Below are 20,392 nucleotides of genomic sequence, written 5' to 3'. Positions count from 1 at the left end.
TCGGCGCAGGTTGAAGGCACCGCAGCCGATCCTATAACAGGATCAGGACCGATGACGCAGACGACGCATTCAGCCACCAAGGACGGAGAGGCTGCCGGCCACCTCAATACCCGGTACTGGCCGGCGACCTTCGAGGAACGCGGCGTGGTGGTGCCGTTCACCACGCCGATGCTGGCATTCGCGCGCGCCCGGTCCAACGGCAATGGCGGGCTGGAGGTGATCGTGCCCGGCCTGTCCGGCAGCAGCGGCGTCTACATCATCGGCTGGTCCGGCGTGCGCGAGGTCTTCCGCATGTCCGTGCACGACCGCGCCTTCCACGACATGATCGAGACCCGCAAGGCAGCCACCCCGCGCGAGATCCGGCGCTGCGCCCATGAGATCGCCATGACCGGGCTGTCCGGGCCGGACGCCATCGACGCGGCGGAACGGGCGGTCGAGCAGGAGGAGAACGAGCGCCTGCTCACCAACTACTACCTGGTCAACTCGGTGGTGAAGAGCCTGGCGAAGACCGATGTGAAGCTCTCCGTGGCCGAGCTGTCCTCCACCACCGGCCAGAAGAAGGTGCGCGGCATCATGGCCGGCATCGCCAGCGACCTGCGCGTGTCCTCCGAGCAGCTCTATGCCGATATCGAGAAATGGTCGGACATGATCGCCCCGGTCGGGGTCGCCTCGATGCCGCACGAATGCCGGCTGCGGCGCCTGATGACCCGGCTGAAGGCGTTCCGGATGAACATCACCGCCTGGGGCCGGAACTCCAACGCCGACCCGGACGGGCTGGCCTTCCTGGTCGCGGACGTGGCCCTGCTGACCCTCGATGTGGGGCGCGACGTCCTGGGCGAGATCGACGACCACGCCAACGATTTGCAGACGGCGCTGGCCAAATGGAGTACCGTCGGCCCGGAAATCGCCGACGGGATGAACCGGATCTCCTGGCTGCTGGACGGCTGGGACCACGTCATCGGTCTGTGGGAAGAGGTACTCGACGGCGCCCTCCACGAGCAGAAGGATGCGCTGGAGGAAATCGTGCGCATGCTGCCCCTGGTCCCGACCAAGGAACTCGACGCGCAGCAGGGCAAGGCCTGGGGCGACCTGGAGAATGCCATGCGCAAATTCGTGAAACCGCTGCAGAACTGGCAGTCCGGCCATACCGACATCGAGCTGCAGCTGCGGATCGAGCGGCGCCGGGCCGAAGCGATGAGCGAGGCCGGCTGAACCCCAGCGAAGGCGAGAGCGACATGAGCGACACCTCCCTGGACAACATGGCGAACAAGGTCTTCGAGATCCCGGAGGCCGAGTTCGAGAAGCTGGTCGGCGCCCTGGAGCTGCGCCGCCTGCGGCCGTCCCAGCAGGCGGCGTCGATCGCCATGCTGACCCAGATCCGGCCGCGCCTGCGCCTGATCCGGCCGGAGCGCAAGTTCACGCCCATGCGGCTGTTCTGCCGTCCGTTCGAGGACCTGCTGTACAACCCGAACACGCCGCGCAAGGCGCTCGGCCGCATCCCGCGCGGCGCCCTGAAGCCGATCTGGGCGGAGGCGGAGGGCCTGCTGGGCGACGCCGGCCTCGCGCCGGTGCTGGAGGCGCTGAAGGGCCTGGATCCGAGCGACGACGAGGCGGTCGACGCCGCCGGGCGGCCGTTCTGGGCGGCGACCCATGCGGCGCTGACGGGCCTGTCCGACGCCAGCGCCAAGGAAAAGGGCGGCCGCGCCAGGCTGCAGGAGAAACTCGGCGGCCCCGAGGTCCTCGCCTCGCTCGACGACATCGTCACCGCCCTGGCCATCGCGGCGCCGCTGACCGAGATGCGGCGCCTGCTGCCGCCGCCGCCGATCGACGACATCAACAACGCCTCCCTGCAGGTGGTCGTCGCCGGGCTGACCCGCACGGCCGCCATCAACCGCGACGGCCTGCCGATCCTGGTGCTGTCGCTGATGGCGCGGCTGCAGTCGCCGGCCATGCTGCCGAGCCTGATCGAGCGGCTGATCGAACAGGGCGCCGGCGACCTGATCAAGTCCATGGGGGGCCAGGTCGGCGAGGCGGTGGCCAGCCAGCAGGAAGACCGGATCATCGACATCCGCGCCGATGCCGAGATGAAGAAGGACGACCCGGTGACCGTGGCCCGGGCCCTGGGCAACGAGCTGAAGACCCTGCAGCGCGAGGCGGCGGCGGCCGATGGCGGCGGGCGCGGCGTCGCCCGGCAGATCGAACGGGTGAAGGTCGAACTCGGCCGCCTCGCCCGCGAGACCATCGTGTCGGGGGCGGCGCCGAAGACGGTGGCGGCGATCGAGGCGCTGGACGCCCCGCCGGACAATGCCACCAGCAACCGCGACCGGTTCCGCGCCATCGAGGAACAGATCATCTCGCTGCGCCTGTGCAGGCAATACGCCGGCGATGTCGGCCTGGAGGGCGAGATCGCCACCGCCATGAAGCAGATCGGCGCCAAGCTCGACGAGCGCTCCAACGACCTGCTGCAGCGGCTGGCGGCGAACGACGCGACGGTGTCGACCGTCGACCTGTTCTGCACCGTGCGCCTGGTCGAACTGACCGAGGGGTCGGAGAAGGCGGACAAGCTGCGCGAGAAGGGAATGGCGGCGCTCCAGGACCAATGAGCCGTCTTGCCGCGGCCCGGCCACGGGCATAAATTGGCCGCTCCCAATCGAGTGCTCTGCCGTGTCCGGGTTTCCTTGGGAGGGCCCCACCAATACTCGGCCGCACCAAGATCAAAAGGACCTCAGATCATGGCGACCCCGAAATACGTGTTCATGGACGACCGTATCGTTCCCTGGAACGAGGGCACGGTTCACGTCGACACCGCGGCGTTCAAGTTCGGCTCCGCCGTCTTCGAGGGGGTGCGCGGCTACTGGAACGCCGACGAGCAGGAGATGTACCTGTTCCGCATGGCCGAGCACATGAACCGCCTGGTCTTCTCCCAGCGCTTCATGCGCTACGACGAGATCATCACGCCGGAATACGTGACCGAGAAGACGATCGAGCTGATCCGCGCCAACGGCATCCAGGGCGAGAACGTCCACATCATGACCACGACCTATGTCGCCGGCCATGGCGGGCAGAACGTCACCGGCCCGATCAAGCTGGCGATCACCGCCCAGGAGCGGCCGCGCACGGCGAAGATCACCGACGGCATCTCGGCCCAGGTCAGCTCCTGGATGCGGGTGCCCGACAACGCCATGCCGATGCGCGCCAAGGTCAACGCCAACTACCAGAACGGCCGGCTGGCCACCCTGCAGGCCGTTGCCGACGACTACGACACCGCCATCCTGCTGAACAGCCGCGGCAAGGTCGCCGAGGGCCCGGGCATGTGCTTCTTCCTGGTCCGCGACGGCGTGCCGATCACCCCGCACACGTCCAGCGACATCCTGGAGAGCATCACCCGCAGCACGGTGCTGCAGCTTCTGGAGGAGATGGGCACCCCGGCGGTCGAACGCGAGGTCGACCGGTCCGAGCTGGTGGCCGCCGACGAGGCGTTCTTCTGCGGCACCGCCTGGGAGGTGACGCCGATCACGTCCATCGACAAGCTGGCGGTCGGCACCGGCAAGGTCGGCCCGCTGACCAAGAAGCTGCAGGAGCGCTATTTCGACGTCTGCCACGGCACCTCGGGCGCGCATCCGGAATGGCGCGCGCCGGTCTATGGTGCGGCCAAGGCCAACGCGGCCGAGTAACCCGCCGCCCGACCGATCCGGACAGGCGCGGCACCCCCGGGTGTCGCGCCTTCTTGTTCCAGGCGCCGTATCCACGCCCCAGGGAGCTCCGCTTGACCCGACCCGACATGACCGCCCGCGCGCTGGGCCCGGCCCGGCTGCACTCGGTGGCCGCACGCGCCGCAAGCGCAGCTCCCGGCGCCGCCTCGGCCGATAGCCGTCCGCCGGTGCTGCTGGTGCACGGCGCCTATCACGGCGCCTGGTGCTGGGACGGCTGGGTCGAGCGGCTCGATGCCGAGGGCTGGGCGGTCCATTCCCTGGATCTGCGTGGCCATGGCGGGCTGGCGCCCGACGCGGCGTTCCGCACCGACGGGGCCGAGGAGATGACGGCCGACGTGGTCGCCGCCATCGACGCTATCGGCGCGCCGCCGCTGGTGGTCGGCCATTCCATGGGCGGCCTGCTGGTCGTGCTGGCCGCGCTGAACCGCCCGGTGGCGGGCCTGCTGCTGGTCTGCCCCTCGCCGCCCGGCAACCTGCCCGGCGCCGCCCGGGTGCCGCTGGTCGACGAGAGCGCGCTGTGCCCGCCGCTGAGCGCGGCCCAGGCCGGCGAGCGCTACGCCCCGCATCTGGCACCGGAGGCATTGGCCGCCATGGCCGCCCGCCTGAGTGCCGAGAGCCCGCGCCTGCTGAACCAGCGCTACGATCTGCGCATCCCGGTCGATCCGGCCGCCCTGCCGACGGACCTGCCGATCCTGGTGGTGGAGGGCGGCCGCGACGACCCGGCCCGCCACCCGCCCGGCCAGGACGAGGCCATCGCCCGGTTCTACGGCGCCGGCCACCTCCGCCTGCCCGAGGCCCCGCACAACCTCATGCTCGGCCCCGGCTGGCAGGGCTGGTTCACGGCGATCTGGAACCGCGTTACGGATATGCTGTAGACAGACAGCCGATCCGACACCGCACACGGCCCCGTGGCGGAACTGGTAGACGCACGCGACTTAAAATCGCGAGCCTTCGGGCGTGAGGGTTCGAGTCCCTCCGGGGCCACCAATCCCAAGCGGACGATAGCCGCCGGGATCCGGGTCTCGGGTCGCTGGGGATTGGGACTGCGATTTGGAAGCGGCATTCTTGCATGGCTGGCCGCCCCGCCGTGAGGGACACGCGGGGCTAATCTGAGCGGGTCGGCATTCCCGGAACGCCCGGGACTCCCCACATGACGACGACCACCAGTAGCGGCTCATCTGGCGGTCCTTGTCCTGAGCCGTTGAAAGCCTCCCCATGTCATCCGTGTTGACCGAACTCCTCATCGGCGTCCTGCTGCTGGGCGGCGGGATCCTCGCGCTCGTGTTCACGCACCGGTTCGTCGCCAGGGCGACACTGTCCGACGACGACTACTTCATGCCCGCGATGGCCGGCACGCTGATCACCAGCCTGCTCGCCTGCGGCATGGCCTTCCTGATCGAGGCGGCCCTCTCCGCCCACATGCTGCGCGAGATCGCGATCGCGGTGCCCGTCGGCCTTGTGCTGCTCGTCGTGGCGCGGGCGCTCTGGCAACGCCACGAGGCCCGGGCACGCCGCGTTCCTCCGGCCCAGGCGATGCCCCTCTAAGGCAGATCCGCCCTGGCGCCACGCCCCACCGCGAGAGCCGCCGGTGCTCCCGCGGTGCCGGCGCCATCGCCCGACCGACGCCGGCAGGGACCATCCGATGGACATACTGTTCGCGCAGGTGATCGGCGAGCCGCTGTGGATGTGGCTCGGCTTCCTGGCCTTCGTCCTCGCCCTGCTGGCATTCGATCTCGGCGTCCTGCACCGCCGGACCCACGAGATCGGCATCGCCGAGAGCCTGAAGCTGTCCGCCTTCTATATCGGCCTGGGCGTGGCGTTCTCCGGATGGATCTGGCACCGGCTCGGCACCGACGCGGCACTCGACTACCTCACCGGCTTCGTGGTCGAGCAGAGCCTGGCGATGGACAACATCTTCGTCATCGCCATGATCTTCGGCTTCTTCGGCATTCCCCGTATCCACCAGCACCGGGTGCTGTTCTGGGGCATCCTCGGCGTCATCGTGCTGCGCGGGGTGATGATCGTCGCCGGCGCCGCGGCGATCACCCAGTTCGAGTGGGTGCTGTATCTCTTCGCCGCCTTCCTCATGATCACCGGGGTGAAGATGCTGTTCGCCGCCGAGATCACCTATGACATCGCCCAGAATCCGGTGCTGCGGTTCATGCGCCGGCACCTGCGGGTGACCCGGCAGCTCCACGGCGATCGCTTCTTCGTGCGCCATAGCGACCACCGCACCGGCGCCGAGGTTCTCTTCGTCACGCCGCTCTTCCTGACCCTTGTCATGGTCGAACTCGCCGACGTGGTCTTCGCCGTCGACTCGATCCCGGCCATCTTCGCGATCACCACGGAACCCTATGTGGTCTACACCTCGAACATCTTCGCGATCCTGGGGCTGCGCTCGCTGTTCTTCGCGCTGTCGGCGATGATCCACCGCTTCGCCTATCTGCGATACGCCCTGGCGCTGATCCTCGTGTTCATCGGCGCCAAGATCTTCGCCGCCGACATGCTGAACCTCGCCAAGATACCGCCGGCGGTCTCCCTGTCGGTCACCCTGGGGCTTCTGGCGGGCGGGATCGCGGTGTCCCTGTGGACGACGGCGCGCGAGGCCCGGCACGCCTCCGTCGGCGCGCCTGCGATCTCCGAACGGCCGCGCGTCCGGCCGGACGTGGCGGAGAAATGAGCGACGGACGGCCCGTTCCCGCTACGCCTCCCCGGTCTCCTCCAGGGCGCGACGCAGGCGGCGGATGATGGCGGCACGGCCGCGCTCGTCGGCGGCCCCGTCGACCCGCTCGGAGACGTCGAGCAGCAGCTTCGACAGGTCGTTGTGCCAGTCCAGCCGGGCCACCTTCTCCGGCGGCAGCCGGCGCGGCCGCCCGCCTTCGGCGACCAGGGTGCCGGCGCCGTTCAGCTCGTACAGGTCGTCCAGATGCGGTGCCGCGATCCGCGCGTCGGGAAAGCGCGCGGCCAGCCGCACGTGCAGCGCGGACAGGGCGGTCTCCTCGCCATGGGTCAGAAAGATCGTGCCCGAGACCGGCCCCCTACCCTCGATCCAGGCGACCAGCTCGCTGGCATCGGCATGGCCGGAATACAGGTCGAACAGCGCGATCCTGGCCTTGACGTCGATCTCCTCGCCCTGGATGCGGACCCGCTGCGCGCCGTCGAGCAGGATGCGCCCCAGGGTGCCCTGGGCCTGGAAGCCGGCCAGCATCACCGTGGCGTTGCGCCGCCACAGATTGGCCTTCAGGTGGGGGCGGATCCGGCCGGCGTCGCACATGCCGCTGGCGGCGATGACCACGAAGAAGCCGGTGAAGCGGTTGATCGCCTTGCTCTGGTCCACCGTTTCGGTGAAGCGCACCCGCCGGGCGTTCAGGGCGGCGCGCAGGGTGTCGCCCTGCTCGATCTCGTCGGCGTGACGCTCGAAGATCTCGCTGGCGCGGGTCGCCAGCGGAGAGTCCACGAAGATCGGCGCCGAGGGCACCTCGCCCGACTGCATCAGCAGGTGCAGGTCGACCAGCAGTTCCTGGGTACGTTCGACCGCGAAGGACGGAATGATCAGCGGGCCGCTCGCCTCGGCCGCCTTGCGGACCTCCTCGGCGAGCATGGCGCGGCGCTGGTCGACTGAGACCGTCGGGCGTTCCCGGTCGCCGTAGGTGGACTCGCAGATCAGGTAGTCCACGTCGCGCGGCCCCTGGGGGTCGGGATGCAGCAGCTTGAAGCCGGGACCGATATCGCCGGAGAACAGCAGCCGGAGCGGCCGTTCGGCGGTCCGCTCGATCTCCATCTCGACCGAGGACGATCCCAGGAGGTGCCCGGCGTTCCAGAACCGCGCCCGGATCCCGGCGGCGACCGGGGCCCAGTCGCCGTAGCCGGCCGGGCGGAACAGGGTCAGGCAGTCCGCCGCGTCGCGCCGGGAGTAGATCGGCGAAACCGGCTCGCGGCCGCGCTGGGCATTGCGGCGGTTCAGCCGCTCGACCTCGACCTCCTGGATATGGGCGGAATCCGGCAGCATCACCGAGCACAGGTCCACCGTCGCCCGGGTGGCGTGGATCGATCCGGCGAATCCCTGCCTGACCAGCTTCGGCAGCAGGCCGCTGTGGTCGATATGCGCGTGGGTCAGCACGACCGCGTCGATCGCGGCGGGATCGAAGGGGAAGTCGCCGTAATTCAGCTCCCGCTCCGATTTCGAGCCCTGGAACAACCCGCAATCCACCAGGATCCGGGCGGCCCCCGTCTCGATCTCGTAGCAGGAGCCGGTGACGCAATGGGCGGCGCCGTGAAACCTGAGCTGCACCTGAGGCCGCCCGGCCTTCAGGAGCCGTCGGGCACCGGCGCCGACGGGACGTAGAGCCAGTTCCCGATCAGCCCGCCGGCAACCGCGCCCAGCAGGGCGCCGGCACCGCCGTGCAGCACGAGGTCGGCGGCGATTGCCCCGACCAGCGCGCCGCCGGCGATCGCGACCAGCTGGTCGGTGGTGAGGACGAATGTGGAATCGACCTGCTGCTCGACCTGCTCGATGACCTTCTGTGCCGCCGGACCGGCGTCGGAACCCGCCTGCTGGGCCGCGGCCGGGAGACTGACGAACAGCAGCGCTGCCGCCGCGAGAAGAACCGTACGTAGCAACGTGACCATGACGTGACCTCCGTTTTCCTGATCTGACCGATCCTAGCAGGTCGCGGCCACCACGAATTGATTTGCATCAATGCGGCCGATACCCTCCACCGGCGATTTGATGCAGCGCAAAATCAACCGCCGCCAAGCCTGATAGGCTTGCCGCGAGATTTGGCGTCACAACCTTTTCAGGAAGTCTGCATCCCATGCGAAAGAGCCTGCCGGTTCTGCTCGTTCTCGGCGCCGTGGCCGCCGCCGTCTGGTACTGGCACGCCCGGGAGCACGACGATCTGCCGGCCGGCCTGGTCAGCGCGAACGGCCGGACCGAGGCCGAGCGGATCGACATCGCCGCCAAGTTCCCGGGACGGCTGGACGCGGTCCTGGTGCGCGAAGGGGAGATGGTCGAGGCCGGCGACGTGGTGGCCGTGCTGGATGCCGCCGAGGTCGATGCCCGGCTGCGCGAGGCGGAGGCCATCGTCCGACAGACCGAGGAGGGCCTGAACGAGGCGAACGCCGTGCTGGCCCAGCGCGAGAGCGAGCGGATCTTCGCCGAACGCGAGCTGCACAGGGCCGAGCAGTTGGCCGAACGCGGACATACCGCCGCCGAGACCGTGGACCTGCGCCGGGCCGAGCATGCGACGGCGGTCGCCGCCGTCGCCTCGGCCCGCGCGGGGATCGCCCGGGCCAAGGCGTCCATCGAGGCCGCCAGGGCCACCGTGGAGCGGATCGCGGCGGACCGCGACGAGCATTTCCTGCGGGCGCCCCGCGCCGGCCGGGTGCAGTACCGGCTGGCGGAAACCGGCGAGATCGTCGCCGCCGGCGGCCGGGTGATCTCCCTGCTCGACCTGACCGACGTCTACATGACGGTCTATCTGCCGACCGATGCCGCCGGCCGCCTCCCCTACGGCGCCGAGGCCCGGCTGGTGTTCGACGCGGCCCCGGAATATGTGGTCCCGGCCGCCGTGACCTTCGTCGCCTCGCAGGCGCAGTTCACCCCGCGCTACGTGGAGACCGCGAGCGAGCGCGAGAAGCTGATGTTCCGGGTCAAGGTGACGATCCCGCCCGAGGTGCTGGAGCGCCACCGGGCGATCGTGAAGACCGGGGTGCCGGGCGTCGCCTATATCCGCGTCGATCCGGACGCGGCGTGGCCCGAGGACCTGGCGGTGCGGCTGCCCGATGCGCCCTGACCCGGCCCCGACTGACCCGACCCCTACCGAACCGGGCCCTACCGATCCGGCACCCTGCATCCGCCTGGAGGGCGTGTCGCACCGCTACGGGCCGACCGAGGCGCTGTCGGACATCTCGCTCTCCCTGCCGCCCGGCGGCAGCCTGGGTCTGATCGGTCCGGACGGGGTCGGCAAGTCGACCCTGCTCGGCCTGATCGCCGGCATCCGCCGGATCCAGCAGGGCAGCGTCACCGTGCTCGGGGCGGACCTGGCCCGGGCCGACCGGCGCGCCGCCGTCAGCGGACGCATCGCCTACATGCCGCAGGGCCTGGGCCGGAACCTCTATCCGACCCTGTCGGTGGCCGAGAACGTCGATTTCTTCGCCCGGCTGTACGGCCAGTCGCCGCAGGAGCGCGCGCGGCATATCGACGAGCTGCTGGACGCCACCGGCATCGCCGCGTTCCGCGACCGGCCCGCCGGCAAGCTGTCCGGCGGCATGAAGCAGAAGCTCGCCCTGTGCTGCGCCCTGGTGCACGACCCGGACCTGATGATCCTGGACGAGCCGACCACCGGCATCGACCCGCTGTCGCGCGTGCAGTTCTGGCGCCTGATCGACCGGATCCGCGCGCGGCGCCCCGGCATGAGCCTGGTGGTCGCCACCGCCCAGATGTCGGAGGCGGAGACCTTCGACACGATCGTCGCACTCGACCACGGACGCGTCCTGGCGCGCGGGACCGCGCGGGAGATCCAGGAGGCGACCGGCACCGCCACCCTCGACGAGGCCTTCGTGGCGCTGCTGCCCACGCCCGTGCGGGCGCCGACAGACGCCGCGCTGCCGCCGCGCAGGGCCGTCGACGGGCCGCCGGCGATCGAGGCCGAGGGCCTGGTCAAGCGGTTCGGCGACTTCACCGCCGTCGACCGGGTCAGCTTCCGGATCGAGGCCGGGGAGATCTTCGGCTTTCTCGGCTCGAACGGCTGCGGCAAGACGACGACCATGAAGATGCTGACCGGCCTGCTGGCGCCGACGGAGGGCGAGGCCCGGGTGTTCGGCTCGCCGGTGACCGCGCTGGGCAACGACGCGCTGGGCAACGACATGCGGCGAAGGGTCGGCTACATGTCGCAGTCCTTCTCGCTCTATGCCGAGCTGTCGACCCGCCAGAACCTGGACATGCATGCCGACCTGTTCGCGCTGGCGCCCGACCGCAAGCGCCGGCGGGTCGCGGCGCTGCTGGAGCAGTTCGATCTCGGCGAGGTCGCCGACGCGCGCCCGGACCGCCTGCCAATCGGCGTGCGCCAGCGGCTCCAGCTCGCGGTGGCGATGCTGCACGAGCCGGACATGCTGATCCTGGACGAGCCCACCAGCGGGGTCGATCCGATCGCGCGGGACCGGTTCTGGGACCTGCTCTACGACCTGTCGCGCAACGGCGGGGTGACGATCTTCATCTCCACCCATCTGATGGAGGAGGTGACCCGCTGCGACCGGGTCTCGCTGATGCATGCGGGACGGGTGCTGGCGGTCGGCGCGCCGGAGACCCTGCGCGCCGAGCAGGGGGCGGCATCGCTGGAGGAGGCCTTCATCCGCTATCTGGAGCAGGCGGAGCCCCCGGCCAGGGAATCTTCGGCCTCGGAACCGCCGCAGGAAGCCGCCCCGTCGCCGGGCCGGACGTCGGATGCCGGCCCCGTCGGAATCTTCTCGCCGCGGCGCTGCTGGGCCTTCGCCCGGCGCGAGGCGCTGGAGCTGTGGCGCGACCCGATCCTGCTGAGCTTCGCCCTGCTCGGCCCGCTGATCCTGATGCTGGCCATGGGCTACGGCATCTCCTTCGACGTCGACAGCCTGACCTATGCCGCCCTCGACCAGGACCGCTCGCGGGAAAGCCGGATGTTCCTGCGGCAGCTCTCCAGTTCCCCCTACTTCGCGGAGGCGCCGGCGCTGAGCGGCTTCGCCGATCTCGACCGGCAGATGAGCGCCGGCCGCATCGCCCTGGCGGTGGTGGTCCCGCCGGGCTTCGGGCGCGATCTGCTCGCCGGCCACAGCCCGGAGCTCGCCGGCTGGCTGGACGGCGCCAATCCGGTGCGGGCGGAGACCATCCGCGGCTACCTGGAGGCCGCCTTCCAGGGTTATCTGGAGGAATACGCGATGACCGAGACCGGGCACGCCGCGGCGCTGCCCCCGGTCACCGTCGAGACCCGGTTCCGCTACAATCAGGCGTTCCGCTCGACCGACGCGATCGCGCCGGGCGTGCTGATGATGCTGCTCATCATGATCCCGGCCATGCTCACCGCCCTCGGCGTGGTGCGCGAGAAGGAGCTGGGCTCGATCACCAACTTCTACGCCGCCCCGGTACGCCGCATCGAGTTCCTGATCGGCAAGCAGCTTCCCTATATCGGCGTGGCGATGCTGAGCGTCGCCTGCCTGCTCGCACTGATGCTCGGCCTGTTCGGCGTGCCCTTCGCCGGGGGCCCCGTCGCCCTGCTCGCCGGCGCCCTGCTCTACACCACCGCGGCGACCGCGTTCGGGCTGGTGGTCTCGACCTTCGTACGCTCGCAGATCGCGGCGATCTTCGCCACGGCGATCATCGTCATGATCCCGGCGGTGAACTTCTCCGGCATGATGTATCCGGCGGCCGCCCTGGAGGGGGCGGCGCGGGTGATCGGCCACGGCTTCCCGTCGCTGTATTTCCAGAACATCGCCACCGGTGTGTTCAACAAGGGCCTGGACCTCGCCCGACTCTATCCCAACCACCTCATCCTCGCGGGCTTCGTCGCGGCCTACTGGGTCGCCGCGTCGGTGCTGCTGCGCAAGCAGGAGGACTGAGATGACGCGCCTGCTCCGGAACACGGTCCGGCTCGGCGTGAAGGAGCTGTACAGCCTGTCGCGCGACCTCGTCCTGGTCGGGCTGATCGCCTACACCTTCACCGTGGCGATCTACACCGTCGCGCGCGGCCAGCAGACCGAGCTGAGCAACGCGGTGGTGTCGGTGGTCGACGAGGACCGCTCGGTCCTGTCGCAGCGGATCCGCGGTGCGCTGCTGCCGCCGCATTTCCGGCCGGCGGAACTGATCGGGCTCGACGCGCTCGACCGGGTCCTCGACAGCGGCCGCGCCTCCTTCGCGCTCGACATCCCGCCCGGCCTGCAGGCCGACGTGCTGGCCGGCCGCGCGCCGACCATCCAGCTCAACGTCGACGCGACCGCCATGACCCTGGCCGGCAACGGGACGCGCTACATCAGCAGCATAATCCAGGCCGAGGTCGCCGACTTTCTCGGCCGGGCCGAGGACCAGGTCGCCGCGCCGACCACCCTGACCGTGCGCGCCCGGTTCAATCCGAACCTGGAATCGAGCTGGTTCACCTCGGTGATGCAGGTCATCAACAACCTGACGACCCTGGCGGTGATCCTGTCCGGTGCCGCGGTGATCCGCGAGCGCGAGCACGGCACCCTGGAGCATCTGCTGGCGATGCCGGTGCGGCCGGCGGAGATCGTGCTGGCCAAGATCTGGGCGAACGGGCTGGTGATCCTGCTGGCGGCCATCCTGTCGCTCACCCTGGTCGTGCAGATCGGCCTGGGGGTGCCGGTCGCCGGGTCGCTCTGGCTGTTCGCACTGGGCGCCGGGATCTACCTGTTCGCCATCACCTCGCTGGGCGTCATGCTGTCGACCATCGCGACGACCATGCCGCAGTTCGGTCTGCTGGCGATCCCGGTCTTCGTCGTCCTGAACCTGCTGTCCGGCGCCACCACGCCGCTGGAGAGCATGCCGGAGCCGCTGCGCACCGTGATGCTCGCCTCGCCGGCCACCCATTTCGTGGCCTTCGCCCAGGCCGTGCTGTACCGCGACGCCGGGATCGGGATCGTCTGGCCGGAGATGCTGACGGTGGGCGGGCTCGGCGGTGCCTTCTTCGTCTGCGCGCTGATCCGGTTCCGCGCGACCATCGCCGCCGCCCGGTAGCGCGCACCCCGCCGGCCGCGCGCTTGACGGCGGACGTCCGGCCTCCATCTTCGTCGCCGCATGACCCAGCTTTCCCCCTTCCCCTCCCCCGCCCTCGCCGTCGTCATCGGCGCCGGCGGCGGGATCGGCGCCGCCCTGCTCTCCGCCCTGCGGGAAGCCGGCCGGTTCGAGGACGTGATCGGCCTGTCGCGGCGCGGCGATCCGCCGCTCGACCTGCTGGACGAGCGCTCGATCCGCGCCGCCGCCGAGCGCATCGCCGGCCACCGTGCCCCGCCCCGGCTGATCCTGGACGCGACCGGATTCCTGCATGACGGCGACTACCGGCCGGAGAAGTCCTGGCGCCAGCTCGACCCGGACCACCTCGCCCGCGCCTTCGCCGTCAACGCCACCGGCCCGGCCCTGCTGATGAAGCACCTGCTGCCGCTGCTGCCGCGCGACGGCAAGGCGGTGTTCGCGACCCTGTCGGCCCGGGTCGGCTCGATCTCCGACAACCGGATCGGCGGCTGGTACGCCTACCGGGCATCGAAGGCGGCGCTGAACCAGTTGGTGCGCTGCGCCGCGATCGAGCTGCGGCGTACCCACCCGCAGGCGGTCTGCGTCGCCCTGCATCCGGGCACGGTGGACACCGGCCTCTCGGCCCCCTTCGCCAAGGCGGGGCTGGAGGTGCGACCGCCGGAGGTGGCGGCGGCCGACCTGCTCGCCGTGGTGGACGGGCTCACGCCCGAGCGCAGCGGCGAGCTGGTGGACCAGAACGGCGAGACCGTACCGTTCTAACCGACGATCACCGGGTCGATGCTGCCGCTGATCCAGCGGGCGAGGCCGGTCATCCGGGCGTCGTCGCCGTCCTGGCCCATGACCTGGACGCCGACCGGCAGGCCGTTCACCGCCAGCATCGGCATGGTCACCGCCGGGGCGCCGGCGAGCGAGCTCGGCGTGTTGAACACCGCGTCGCCGGTCGGCAGCTTGGCGAGCGGCTGCCCCGGCGCGTCGCCCGGCCACAGCGGCGCCGGACCCGGGCAGGCGAAGGTCAGGAACGCGTCGGCCACCGAGGCCAGCGCCCGCCACGCGGCCCGCAGCTGCTCCCGGCGCAGCAGCAGGTGGCGGTAGTCGTCCGGTCCCAGCGCCTCCACCGCGCCGATCCGCGCCTTGATTCGCTCGCTCACCCCCTCGCCCTTGGTGTCGATCAGGTTGCGCAGGGTCCAGCGGTTCTCCCAGGCGGTGATGGTGTTGGCCAGATCGCCGGCGCCCACCAGCGCCCGCTCCAGGTTCTCGATCAGCGGATGGTCGCCGCGCCGCAGGATCTCCACGCCGGCCGACCGCAGGCAGTCGAGCAGACTGTCCATCGCGCCATGGCTGTCGGCATCGGTGCGGGCCCAGCCGTCGGTCTCCAGCAGGATCAGCCGGTTCGGCTTCACCGGAGCCGGCGTGGTCATCGGTCCCTGGATGCCGGCGCGGCCCGGATCGCCGCCGCAGCGGCTCGCCACCTCGATGGCGACCTGCCACATGTCCTCGATCGAGCCGGCATGGGGGCCGTGGGTGCTCATGGAGGTGGCCTGGCGCTCGCCGCGATGGATGCCGCCCTGGCTCGGCTTGAGCGCGAAGTTGCCGCAGAACGCCGCCGGCCGGATAATCGAGCCGCCGACCTGGGAGCCGATGGCCGCCGGCATGAACCCGGCCGCCACCGCCGCCGCCGAGCCGGAGGACGAGCCGCCGGGCGTGCGGGCCGGGTCGAACGGGTTGGTGGTCGGTCCCGGATGGTTGCCGCCCAGCTCCGCCGTGACGGTCTTGCCGAAGATCACCGCCCCGGCCTGGCGCAGCGCCCAGACCGCGGCGTTGTCGTGTTTCGGGAAATTCCCCGTCATCGCCGCGCAGCCGAGCTGCGTCGGCATGTCCTTGGTTTCCAGCAGGTCCTTGATGCCGACCGGCATGCCGTCGATCGGAGACAGCGGCTTGCCGTCCTTCCAGCGCGCGGTGCTGGCGTCGGCGGCGGTGCGGGCCGTCTCCCGGTTCAGGGCGGCGAAGGCCTGGACCACCGGCTCGCGGGCGTCGACCGCCTCCAGGCAGCGCTCCAGATAGGCGCGCGGCGTGTCGCGTCCCTCGGCGAAGGCGGCGGTGGCGTCGAACCAGGTCAGGGCCTTGAACTGACGGGGGTCATAGCGCGTGGCGCCGGTCATGACGGTCTCCAATGCAGGCGGGGAACGGGTCGAAAGGTGGGTCCCCGTCAGCTTGGCAAGCCGTCAGCCGAAGATCAATCCACGCACTTGCCCCCGAACTCGCCCCCGGACTTGACCGCGCGCGTGCGCGCTTACAGGACCCTGAACACCCGATAGACCGGCCCTTCCGGCTTGCGGTCGCCGGTGGAGACGAAGATCGACCGGGTCAGCCAGGCATAGGGGCCGTCGGTCGCCGTCTCGAAGAACGGGGCGGTGCGGAAATACAGCTCCGAGGGATCCACCGGCTGGCCGGCGGCGAGCCGCTCCATGACCTCCTTCGGGCCGTGTCGCAGGCCCTTGTAGGTCATGTAGATGCGGTGGCCGTCGTCGGTCTCCATGGTCAGCCGCACGTCGAGCTGGGTGACCCCGTCGATCCGGTTGAGGATCCAGTCTCCGCCGCCGTCGCGCACGGTGCCCTTGAGCCCCGGCCCCTCGAAGGTGCCGCCGGTCACCCGGGCGATGCGGCGGTCGCCGTACTGGGTAATGCCGATCGCCACCAGCGGCATCTCGACGTGGAGCTTCAGTTCCATGACGAATTCGGTCTGGATCTCGGACATGCGGGTCTCTCCCTTTGTTACGTTTCTTATCAGTCCTTCCAGACCAGAAAGTCGAAATCGACGCCCTGGTCCGCCTGGGTGACGGAGTTCATGTAGAGGTGACGGTAGCCGCGCTTGTGGATCGGCTGCACCTCGGTCGGCCTGATCTCCTCCAGGCGCCGGGCGATCTCCGCGTCGTCCAGCAGCAGGTCGATGGAGCGGTTCTGCACCGAGATCCGGATGCGGTCGCCGGTGCGCACCACGCCGAGCGGTCCGCCATCGGCGGCTTCCGGGGTGACGTGCAGCACGATGGTGCCGAAGGCGGTGCCGCTCATCCTTGCGTCGGAGATGCGGACCATGTCCTTCACCCCGGCGCGGGCCAGCTTCTTGGGGATCGGCAGGTAGCCGGCCTCGGGCATCGCCGCCGGGCTCTTCGGGCCGGCGTTCTGCAGCACCAGGAAGTCGTCGGCGGCCACGTCCAGCTCCGGATCGTCGATCCGCGCCGCCAGGTCGGCCAAATCGGAGAAGACGACCGCCCGGCCCTCCTTCTCGAACAGGGTCGGATCGGCGGCCGAGCGCTTCAGGATCGCGCCGCGCGGGGCGAGCGAGCCGAACAGGGCCACCAGCCCGCCCTTCTCCTGGAACGGCGCGTCGAAGGGGCGCACGATGTCGTGGTCGACCCAGGTCTTGTCGGCGTCCAGCCGCGCCTCCAGGGTCTCGCCGGCGACGCTGACCGTGTCCAGATGCAGCAGCGGCCGCAGGGCGTGCAGCACGCCGACCAGCCCGCCGGCGGCGAACAGGTCTTCCATGTAATGCGCCCCGGTCGGCTTCAGATCGACCAGCACCGGCGTCTCGTCCGACATCTCGTTCAGCCGATCCAGCGGCACCGGAATGCCGAGCCGCCCGGCGATCGCCGTCAGGTGGACGATGGCGTTGGTCGACCCGCCGATGGCGAGCAGCACGCGCAGGGCGTTCTCAACCGATTTCGGCGTGATGATGTCCTTCGGCAGCAGCCGGTCGTCGCCCTTGGCGAGCGCAAGCTGCATCGCCCGCGCCCCGGAGGCCTCGGCGGCGCGCAGCCGGTCGGCATGGACCGCCGGAATGGACGCGGTGCCCGGCAAGGTCATGCCAAGCGCCTCGGCGATGCAGGCCATCGTACTGGCCGTGCCCATCACCGCGCAGGTGCCGGCGGTGGTGGCCAGGCTGCCCTCGATCCGCTTGATGCCCTCGTCCGACACCTCTCCGGCGCGGTACTTGCCCCAGAACCGGCGGCAGTCGGTGCACGCCCCCAGGCGCTCGCCGTCATAGGGCGAGGTCAGCATCGGGCCGACGGCGCAATAAACGACCGGGACTTCCGCGTTGGCGGCGCCCATGAGCTGGGCCGGCAGGGTCTTGTCGCAGCCGCCGATCACCACGACCGCGTCCATCGGCTGGGCGCGGATCATCTCCTCCACGTCCATGCTCATCAGGTTGCGGTACATCAGGGAGGTCGGATTGAGGAACGTCTCGCCCAGCGAGATCGTCGGGAACTCGATCGGCAGACCGCCGGCCGCCAGCACGCCGCGCTTGGTCGCCTCGACCAGCTCCGGCATCAGGCGGTGGCAGTTGTTGTAGCCGCTGCCCGACGAGCAGATCCCGACCACGGGCTTGTCCAGCATCTCGCGGCTGTAGCCCATGGACGAGGCCATGGAGCGCCGCAGGTACAGGCTGAATTCGTTGTCGCCGTAATTGGTCAGGCCGCGTCCGAGGCCCTTGGGCGTTTCTTTGTCGGTCATACTTGGTTCCTCCCGCGCGCACCTTAGTCGCCGGACGTGCGGATTGGGAAGGCGCGGAAATGCCGCGCGCCGGCCCGCGCTACGCCGTGCGGCGCAGGACGAAGCGCAGAACCTCGCCCTCCTCGGCGCTCACCAGCTCGTGGCCGGACTGGCGGGCGTAGTGCCGGAAGTCGAGCATCGCCGCCGGGTCGGTCACCAGCACCTCCAGCAGGGCGCCGATCTCCACCTGGGCGATGGCCTTACGCGCCTTGAGCACCGGCAGCGGGCATTTCAGGCCGCGTACGTCCAGCGACCGGGCGATCGGCTCGGCCGTCTCGGATCCGGGCGCGTCGGGGGTCGGCTGGTCAGCGCTCATGCGGCGAGTCCTGCGCAAGTCTGGTGGCGGCACCCGTCGGCCGGGCGTCGGCGATCTCGCGCACCATCTTCGCCAGCAGGGTCTGCGTAAAGCCCCTCTCTTCGGTCGCCACCACCACGAAGGCCCCGAGCCCGCCGATCACGTCCATCTCGTAATGCTCGTCCAGCGGCTCGCCGCTCGGCCCGGTGCGCACGTTGCGGTTGGCGACCACCAGGCCGTTGATGGTGATGCCGTCGGCCACGGTCATCGAGCGGATCAGGGCGAGCGGCCGGCCGCCGATCTGCGGGCCGTCGCCGGACAGGTCGATGACCTTGCGCGCGCCGTCGATGTCGTTGGTGCGGATCAGGTCGGCGGAATAGGCGATGGCCTCGCTGATCGAGTTGTAGCCGTACGCCGCCCGAGACGCTGCCACCAGGCGCGCGCCCCAGGCCAGGGCATCGTCGCGGTTGGCGATCACCGTCCAGTCGACGATGGTGTGCTGGCTCTGCGGCGCGCCCCACTCGACGAAGGCCACGGCGATGCGCCCGAGCGGGCCGGCGGCGATCACCTCCTGCACCCGCTGGTCGGCCAGGGCGGCGGCGTAGCCCTGGCGCTGAAAGCGGAGCTCCTCGTCATCGATCGAACCGGAGCCGTCGGAGGCGAAGACCAGTTCCAGATCGACCGCCGTGCGGGCCGCCGCCATCGGCGCTAACACCAGCGACGCCAACAGAAAAATCCCGGTCAAGCCTGTGGATATTGACGAGGCGGCAAAGAACCCGCCAGCGGGCCAAGACCCGCGCATTCCCCGGGATCGGGGTGCTGCGGGCATATTCACCTTAAAATTTGCGGATAAATCAAAAAAACGCGTGCAGTTCGAAAACCCTGAAGTTGTCCACATCACATCCACAGCCCCCGTGAGTCGGTGGTGGTCAGACAGTGCTCAGGGAATTGAAGGTTCCAGTTTCGCACCGATCAACTCGCAATGCCGTGAGGAATGTCACGGCGGGCAAAGTACGGGACGAATGGCGATGGAGCGGCAGCGGGATCAGGCCGGGGCCGGATCAGACCCGGCCGGTTCAAGACTGGGCCGGATCAGGCCCGGGCCGGATCAGGTCTGGCCGGCGATGCGGTCGGCGTCCGCCTGGGCGCGTTCGTGGACGAAGTCCAGCACCGCGCGGATCCGCGCCAGCTTCGACAGGTCGCGGTGGACCAGCAGCCAGAGGTCGACCCCCGGGATCTCGCTGCCGGGCAGCACGCGGACCACGTCGCGGACCTCCTCGGCGACCATGCAGGGCACCAGGGCGATGCCGATCCCGGCCCGGGCGGCGGCGAGGCGGGCGCTGGCCGGGTTGGTGGCGAAGGCCGCCGGCCGCCCGCCCATCTGCTGACGCAGCCAGCTCACTGGCGCGTTCTCCGGGAACCCGTCCAGCCAGTCGATGACCGCGTGATCGGCCAGATCGCCGGGTGCCTGGGGCGCGCCCCGCGCCTCGAGATAGCCGGGCGACGCGTAGAGACCGAAGCCGAGCGTGCCGATGCGCCGGATCACCAGGTCGCCCTGCTCGGGGCGGGCCATGCGGATGGCGACATCGGCCTCGCGGCGCGACAGGTTGAGGAAGCGGTACTCGTTGACGACCTGCAGGCGGATGCCGGGATGGCGGTCCTGCAGCAGCGGCAGGTTGCGGATCAGAAAGGGGCCGATCAGCGATTCGGTGGAGGTGACCGCCACCGTGCCGGTCAGCCCGCGATCCTCGGCGTCGAAGGCGCGGGCCAGGCCGAACATCTCGGTCTCGATGCCGCGGGCCCGGGCGGCCAGCTTCTCGCCCGCCTCGGTCAGGCCGTAGCCGTCCTGGCGCCGGTCGAACAGCCGGACCTCGAAACGGGCCTCCAGCGCGTCCACGTGGCGGCTGACCGTGGCCGGATTGACCCGCAGGGTGCGCGCCGCCGCCGACAGGCTGCCTTCCGCCGCCACCGCCAGGAAATAGCGCAGGTCATCCCAGTTCATGTTGCCAGTGCTCATGTTTCCAGTGCTCATGGGCCAGTGCTCATGGGCCAGTGCTCATGGGCCAGACGCGCCGCCGGACATGCCGGTCACCTCGGTCGATA

The 20,392-nt window shown here is 70.2% G+C and carries 18 protein-coding genes and 1 tRNA gene; 11 read left to right on the top strand and 8 right to left on the bottom strand.

Features of this window, described 5'->3' with window-relative positions:
• Positions 1 to 51 precede the first annotated feature (51 nt).
• The 7 genes from BLS34_RS13135 to BLS34_RS13105 all read left to right on the top strand — a co-directional run bounded on the left by BLS34_RS13135 (position 52) and on the right by BLS34_RS13105 (position 6,393).
• On the top strand, positions 52 to 1,212 hold the full coding sequence (locus tag BLS34_RS13135) for a DEAD/DEAH box helicase family protein (RefSeq protein WP_093150923.1): 1,161 nt from the start codon (positions 52 to 54) through the stop codon (positions 1,210 to 1,212).
• A 23-nt stretch (positions 1,213 to 1,235) separates the two neighbouring features.
• Positions 1,236 to 2,603 (top strand): hypothetical protein, encoded by a 1,368-nt coding sequence (locus tag BLS34_RS13130; protein ID WP_093150921.1) that lies wholly within the window; start codon positions 1,236 to 1,238, stop codon positions 2,601 to 2,603.
• 129 nt (positions 2,604 to 2,732) lie between these two features.
• Positions 2,733 to 3,674, top strand: a complete 942-nt coding sequence (locus BLS34_RS13125; RefSeq protein WP_028794127.1) for a branched-chain amino acid transaminase — start codon at positions 2,733 to 2,735, stop codon at positions 3,672 to 3,674.
• A 92-nt stretch (positions 3,675 to 3,766) separates the two neighbouring features.
• On the top strand, positions 3,767 to 4,588 hold the full coding sequence (locus BLS34_RS13120; RefSeq protein WP_175474218.1) for an alpha/beta hydrolase: 822 nt from the start codon (positions 3,767 to 3,769) through the stop codon (positions 4,586 to 4,588).
• Positions 4,589 to 4,615: 27 nt separating this feature from the next.
• A tRNA-Leu gene (locus BLS34_RS13115) sits at positions 4,616 to 4,700 on the top strand.
• Between the two features lie 228 nt (positions 4,701 to 4,928).
• Positions 4,929 to 5,258, top strand: coding sequence for a hypothetical protein (locus BLS34_RS13110; RefSeq protein WP_093150917.1), 330 nt, complete (start codon positions 4,929 to 4,931; stop codon positions 5,256 to 5,258).
• Between the two features lie 97 nt (positions 5,259 to 5,355).
• On the top strand, positions 5,356 to 6,393 hold the full coding sequence (locus BLS34_RS13105) for a TerC family protein (RefSeq protein WP_028794125.1): 1,038 nt from the start codon (positions 5,356 to 5,358) through the stop codon (positions 6,391 to 6,393).
• A 21-nt stretch (positions 6,394 to 6,414) separates the two neighbouring features.
• On the opposite strand, the gene BLS34_RS13100 is transcribed toward BLS34_RS13105, so the two are convergent.
• Complete coding sequence (locus tag BLS34_RS13100) at positions 6,415 to 8,004, bottom strand: MBL fold metallo-hydrolase (RefSeq protein WP_093150915.1); 1,590 nt, start codon at positions 8,002 to 8,004, stop codon at positions 6,415 to 6,417.
• A gap of 17 nt (positions 8,005 to 8,021) precedes the next feature.
• Complete coding sequence (locus tag BLS34_RS13095) at positions 8,022 to 8,342, bottom strand: hypothetical protein (protein WP_093150913.1); 321 nt, start codon at positions 8,340 to 8,342, stop codon at positions 8,022 to 8,024.
• Positions 8,343 to 8,527: 185 nt separating this feature from the next.
• Between BLS34_RS13095 and BLS34_RS13090 the strand changes: the two genes are divergently transcribed.
• The 4 genes from BLS34_RS13090 to BLS34_RS13075 are packed head-to-tail and all read left to right on the top strand — an operon-like array spanning position 8,528 to position 14,205.
• The gene (locus tag BLS34_RS13090) at positions 8,528 to 9,508 is read left to right on the top strand and encodes an HlyD family secretion protein (RefSeq protein WP_093150911.1); all 981 of its coding nucleotides are present in this window, start codon (positions 8,528 to 8,530) and stop codon (positions 9,506 to 9,508) included.
• A complete protein-coding gene (gene rbbA, locus BLS34_RS13085; protein ID WP_093150909.1) occupies positions 9,498 to 12,302 on the top strand; it encodes a ribosome-associated ATPase/putative transporter RbbA in 2,805 nt (934 codons plus the stop codon). Before BLS34_RS13090 ends, rbbA begins: the two co-directional genes overlap by 11 nt.
• Before the next feature lies 1 nt (position 12,303).
• Positions 12,304 to 13,431, top strand: a complete 1,128-nt coding sequence (locus tag BLS34_RS13080) for an ABC transporter permease (RefSeq protein WP_093150908.1) — start codon at positions 12,304 to 12,306, stop codon at positions 13,429 to 13,431.
• 60 nt (positions 13,432 to 13,491) lie between these two features.
• Entirely contained in the window at positions 13,492 to 14,205 is a 714-nt protein-coding gene (locus BLS34_RS13075) for an SDR family oxidoreductase (RefSeq protein ID WP_028794119.1), read from the top strand.
• Here the strand turns inward: BLS34_RS13075 and BLS34_RS13070 are convergent.
• From BLS34_RS13070 to BLS34_RS13045, 6 genes are all read right to left on the bottom strand, one after another.
• On the bottom strand, positions 14,202 to 15,605 hold the full coding sequence (locus tag BLS34_RS13070) for an amidase (RefSeq protein ID WP_093150905.1): 1,404 nt from the start codon (positions 15,603 to 15,605) through the stop codon (positions 14,202 to 14,204). The genes BLS34_RS13075 and BLS34_RS13070 overlap by 4 nt on opposite strands.
• A 131-nt stretch (positions 15,606 to 15,736) precedes the next feature.
• Complete coding sequence (locus BLS34_RS13065) at positions 15,737 to 16,201, bottom strand: DUF3237 domain-containing protein (protein WP_028794117.1); 465 nt, start codon at positions 16,199 to 16,201, stop codon at positions 15,737 to 15,739.
• A gap of 29 nt (positions 16,202 to 16,230) precedes the next feature.
• Positions 16,231 to 17,955: a dihydroxy-acid dehydratase gene (locus BLS34_RS13060; RefSeq protein ID WP_093150904.1), complete on the bottom strand. Its 1,725-nt coding sequence runs from the start codon at positions 17,953 to 17,955 to the stop codon at positions 16,231 to 16,233.
• A gap of 79 nt (positions 17,956 to 18,034) precedes the next feature.
• Entirely contained in the window at positions 18,035 to 18,310 is a 276-nt protein-coding gene (locus BLS34_RS13055; protein ID WP_084618802.1) for a sulfurtransferase TusA family protein, read from the bottom strand.
• Complete coding sequence (locus BLS34_RS13050; RefSeq protein WP_215906101.1) at positions 18,300 to 19,016, bottom strand: DUF1194 domain-containing protein; 717 nt, start codon at positions 19,014 to 19,016, stop codon at positions 18,300 to 18,302. The genes BLS34_RS13055 and BLS34_RS13050 overlap by 11 nt, the downstream gene beginning before the upstream one ends.
• A 381-nt stretch (positions 19,017 to 19,397) precedes the next feature.
• Positions 19,398 to 20,306 (bottom strand): LysR family transcriptional regulator, encoded by a 909-nt coding sequence (locus BLS34_RS13045; RefSeq protein WP_175474217.1) that lies wholly within the window; start codon positions 20,304 to 20,306, stop codon positions 19,398 to 19,400.
• Between the last annotated feature and the right edge of the window lie 86 nt (positions 20,307 to 20,392).

It is taken from the genome of Thalassobaculum litoreum DSM 18839 (assembly GCF_900102465.1).
Taxonomy (GTDB): domain Bacteria; phylum Pseudomonadota; class Alphaproteobacteria; order Thalassobaculales; family Thalassobaculaceae; genus Thalassobaculum; species Thalassobaculum litoreum.
Note: the sequence above shows the minus strand (reverse complement) of the source record. Positions and strands in the feature narration are given on the sequence as shown.

Bases quoted from the DNA above. Each gene is read 5' to 3' on its own strand.
- BLS34_RS13135 (WP_093150923.1), top strand. From the start codon at position 52: ATGACGCAGACGACGCATTCAGCCACCAAGGACGGAGAGGCTGCCGGC.
- BLS34_RS13130 (WP_093150921.1), top strand. From the start codon at position 1,236: ATGAGCGACACCTCCCTGGACAACATGGCGAACAAGGTCTTCGAGATC.
- BLS34_RS13125 (WP_028794127.1), top strand. From the start codon at position 2,733: ATGGCGACCCCGAAATACGTGTTCATGGACGACCGTATCGTTCCCTGG.
- BLS34_RS13110 (WP_093150917.1), top strand. From the start codon at position 4,929: ATGTCATCCGTGTTGACCGAACTCCTCATCGGCGTCCTGCTGCTGGGC.
- BLS34_RS13105 (WP_028794125.1), top strand. From the start codon at position 5,356: ATGGACATACTGTTCGCGCAGGTGATCGGCGAGCCGCTGTGGATGTGG.
- BLS34_RS13095 (WP_093150913.1), bottom strand. From the start codon at position 8,342: ATGGTCACGTTGCTACGTACGGTTCTTCTCGCGGCGGCAGCGCTGCTG.
- BLS34_RS13090 (WP_093150911.1), top strand. From the start codon at position 8,528: ATGCGAAAGAGCCTGCCGGTTCTGCTCGTTCTCGGCGCCGTGGCCGCC.
- rbbA (WP_093150909.1), top strand. From the start codon at position 9,498: ATGCGCCCTGACCCGGCCCCGACTGACCCGACCCCTACCGAACCGGGC.
- BLS34_RS13080 (WP_093150908.1), top strand. From the start codon at position 12,304: ATGACGCGCCTGCTCCGGAACACGGTCCGGCTCGGCGTGAAGGAGCTG.
- BLS34_RS13075 (WP_028794119.1), top strand. From the start codon at position 13,492: ATGACCCAGCTTTCCCCCTTCCCCTCCCCCGCCCTCGCCGTCGTCATC.
- BLS34_RS13070 (WP_093150905.1), bottom strand. From the start codon at position 15,605: ATGACCGGCGCCACGCGCTATGACCCCCGTCAGTTCAAGGCCCTGACC.
- BLS34_RS13065 (WP_028794117.1), bottom strand. From the start codon at position 16,201: ATGTCCGAGATCCAGACCGAATTCGTCATGGAACTGAAGCTCCACGTC.
- BLS34_RS13060 (WP_093150904.1), bottom strand. From the start codon at position 17,955: ATGACCGACAAAGAAACGCCCAAGGGCCTCGGACGCGGCCTGACCAAT.
- BLS34_RS13055 (WP_084618802.1), bottom strand. From the start codon at position 18,310: ATGAGCGCTGACCAGCCGACCCCCGACGCGCCCGGATCCGAGACGGCC.
- BLS34_RS13045 (WP_175474217.1), bottom strand. From the start codon at position 20,306: ATGAGCACTGGCAACATGAACTGGGATGACCTGCGCTATTTCCTGGCG.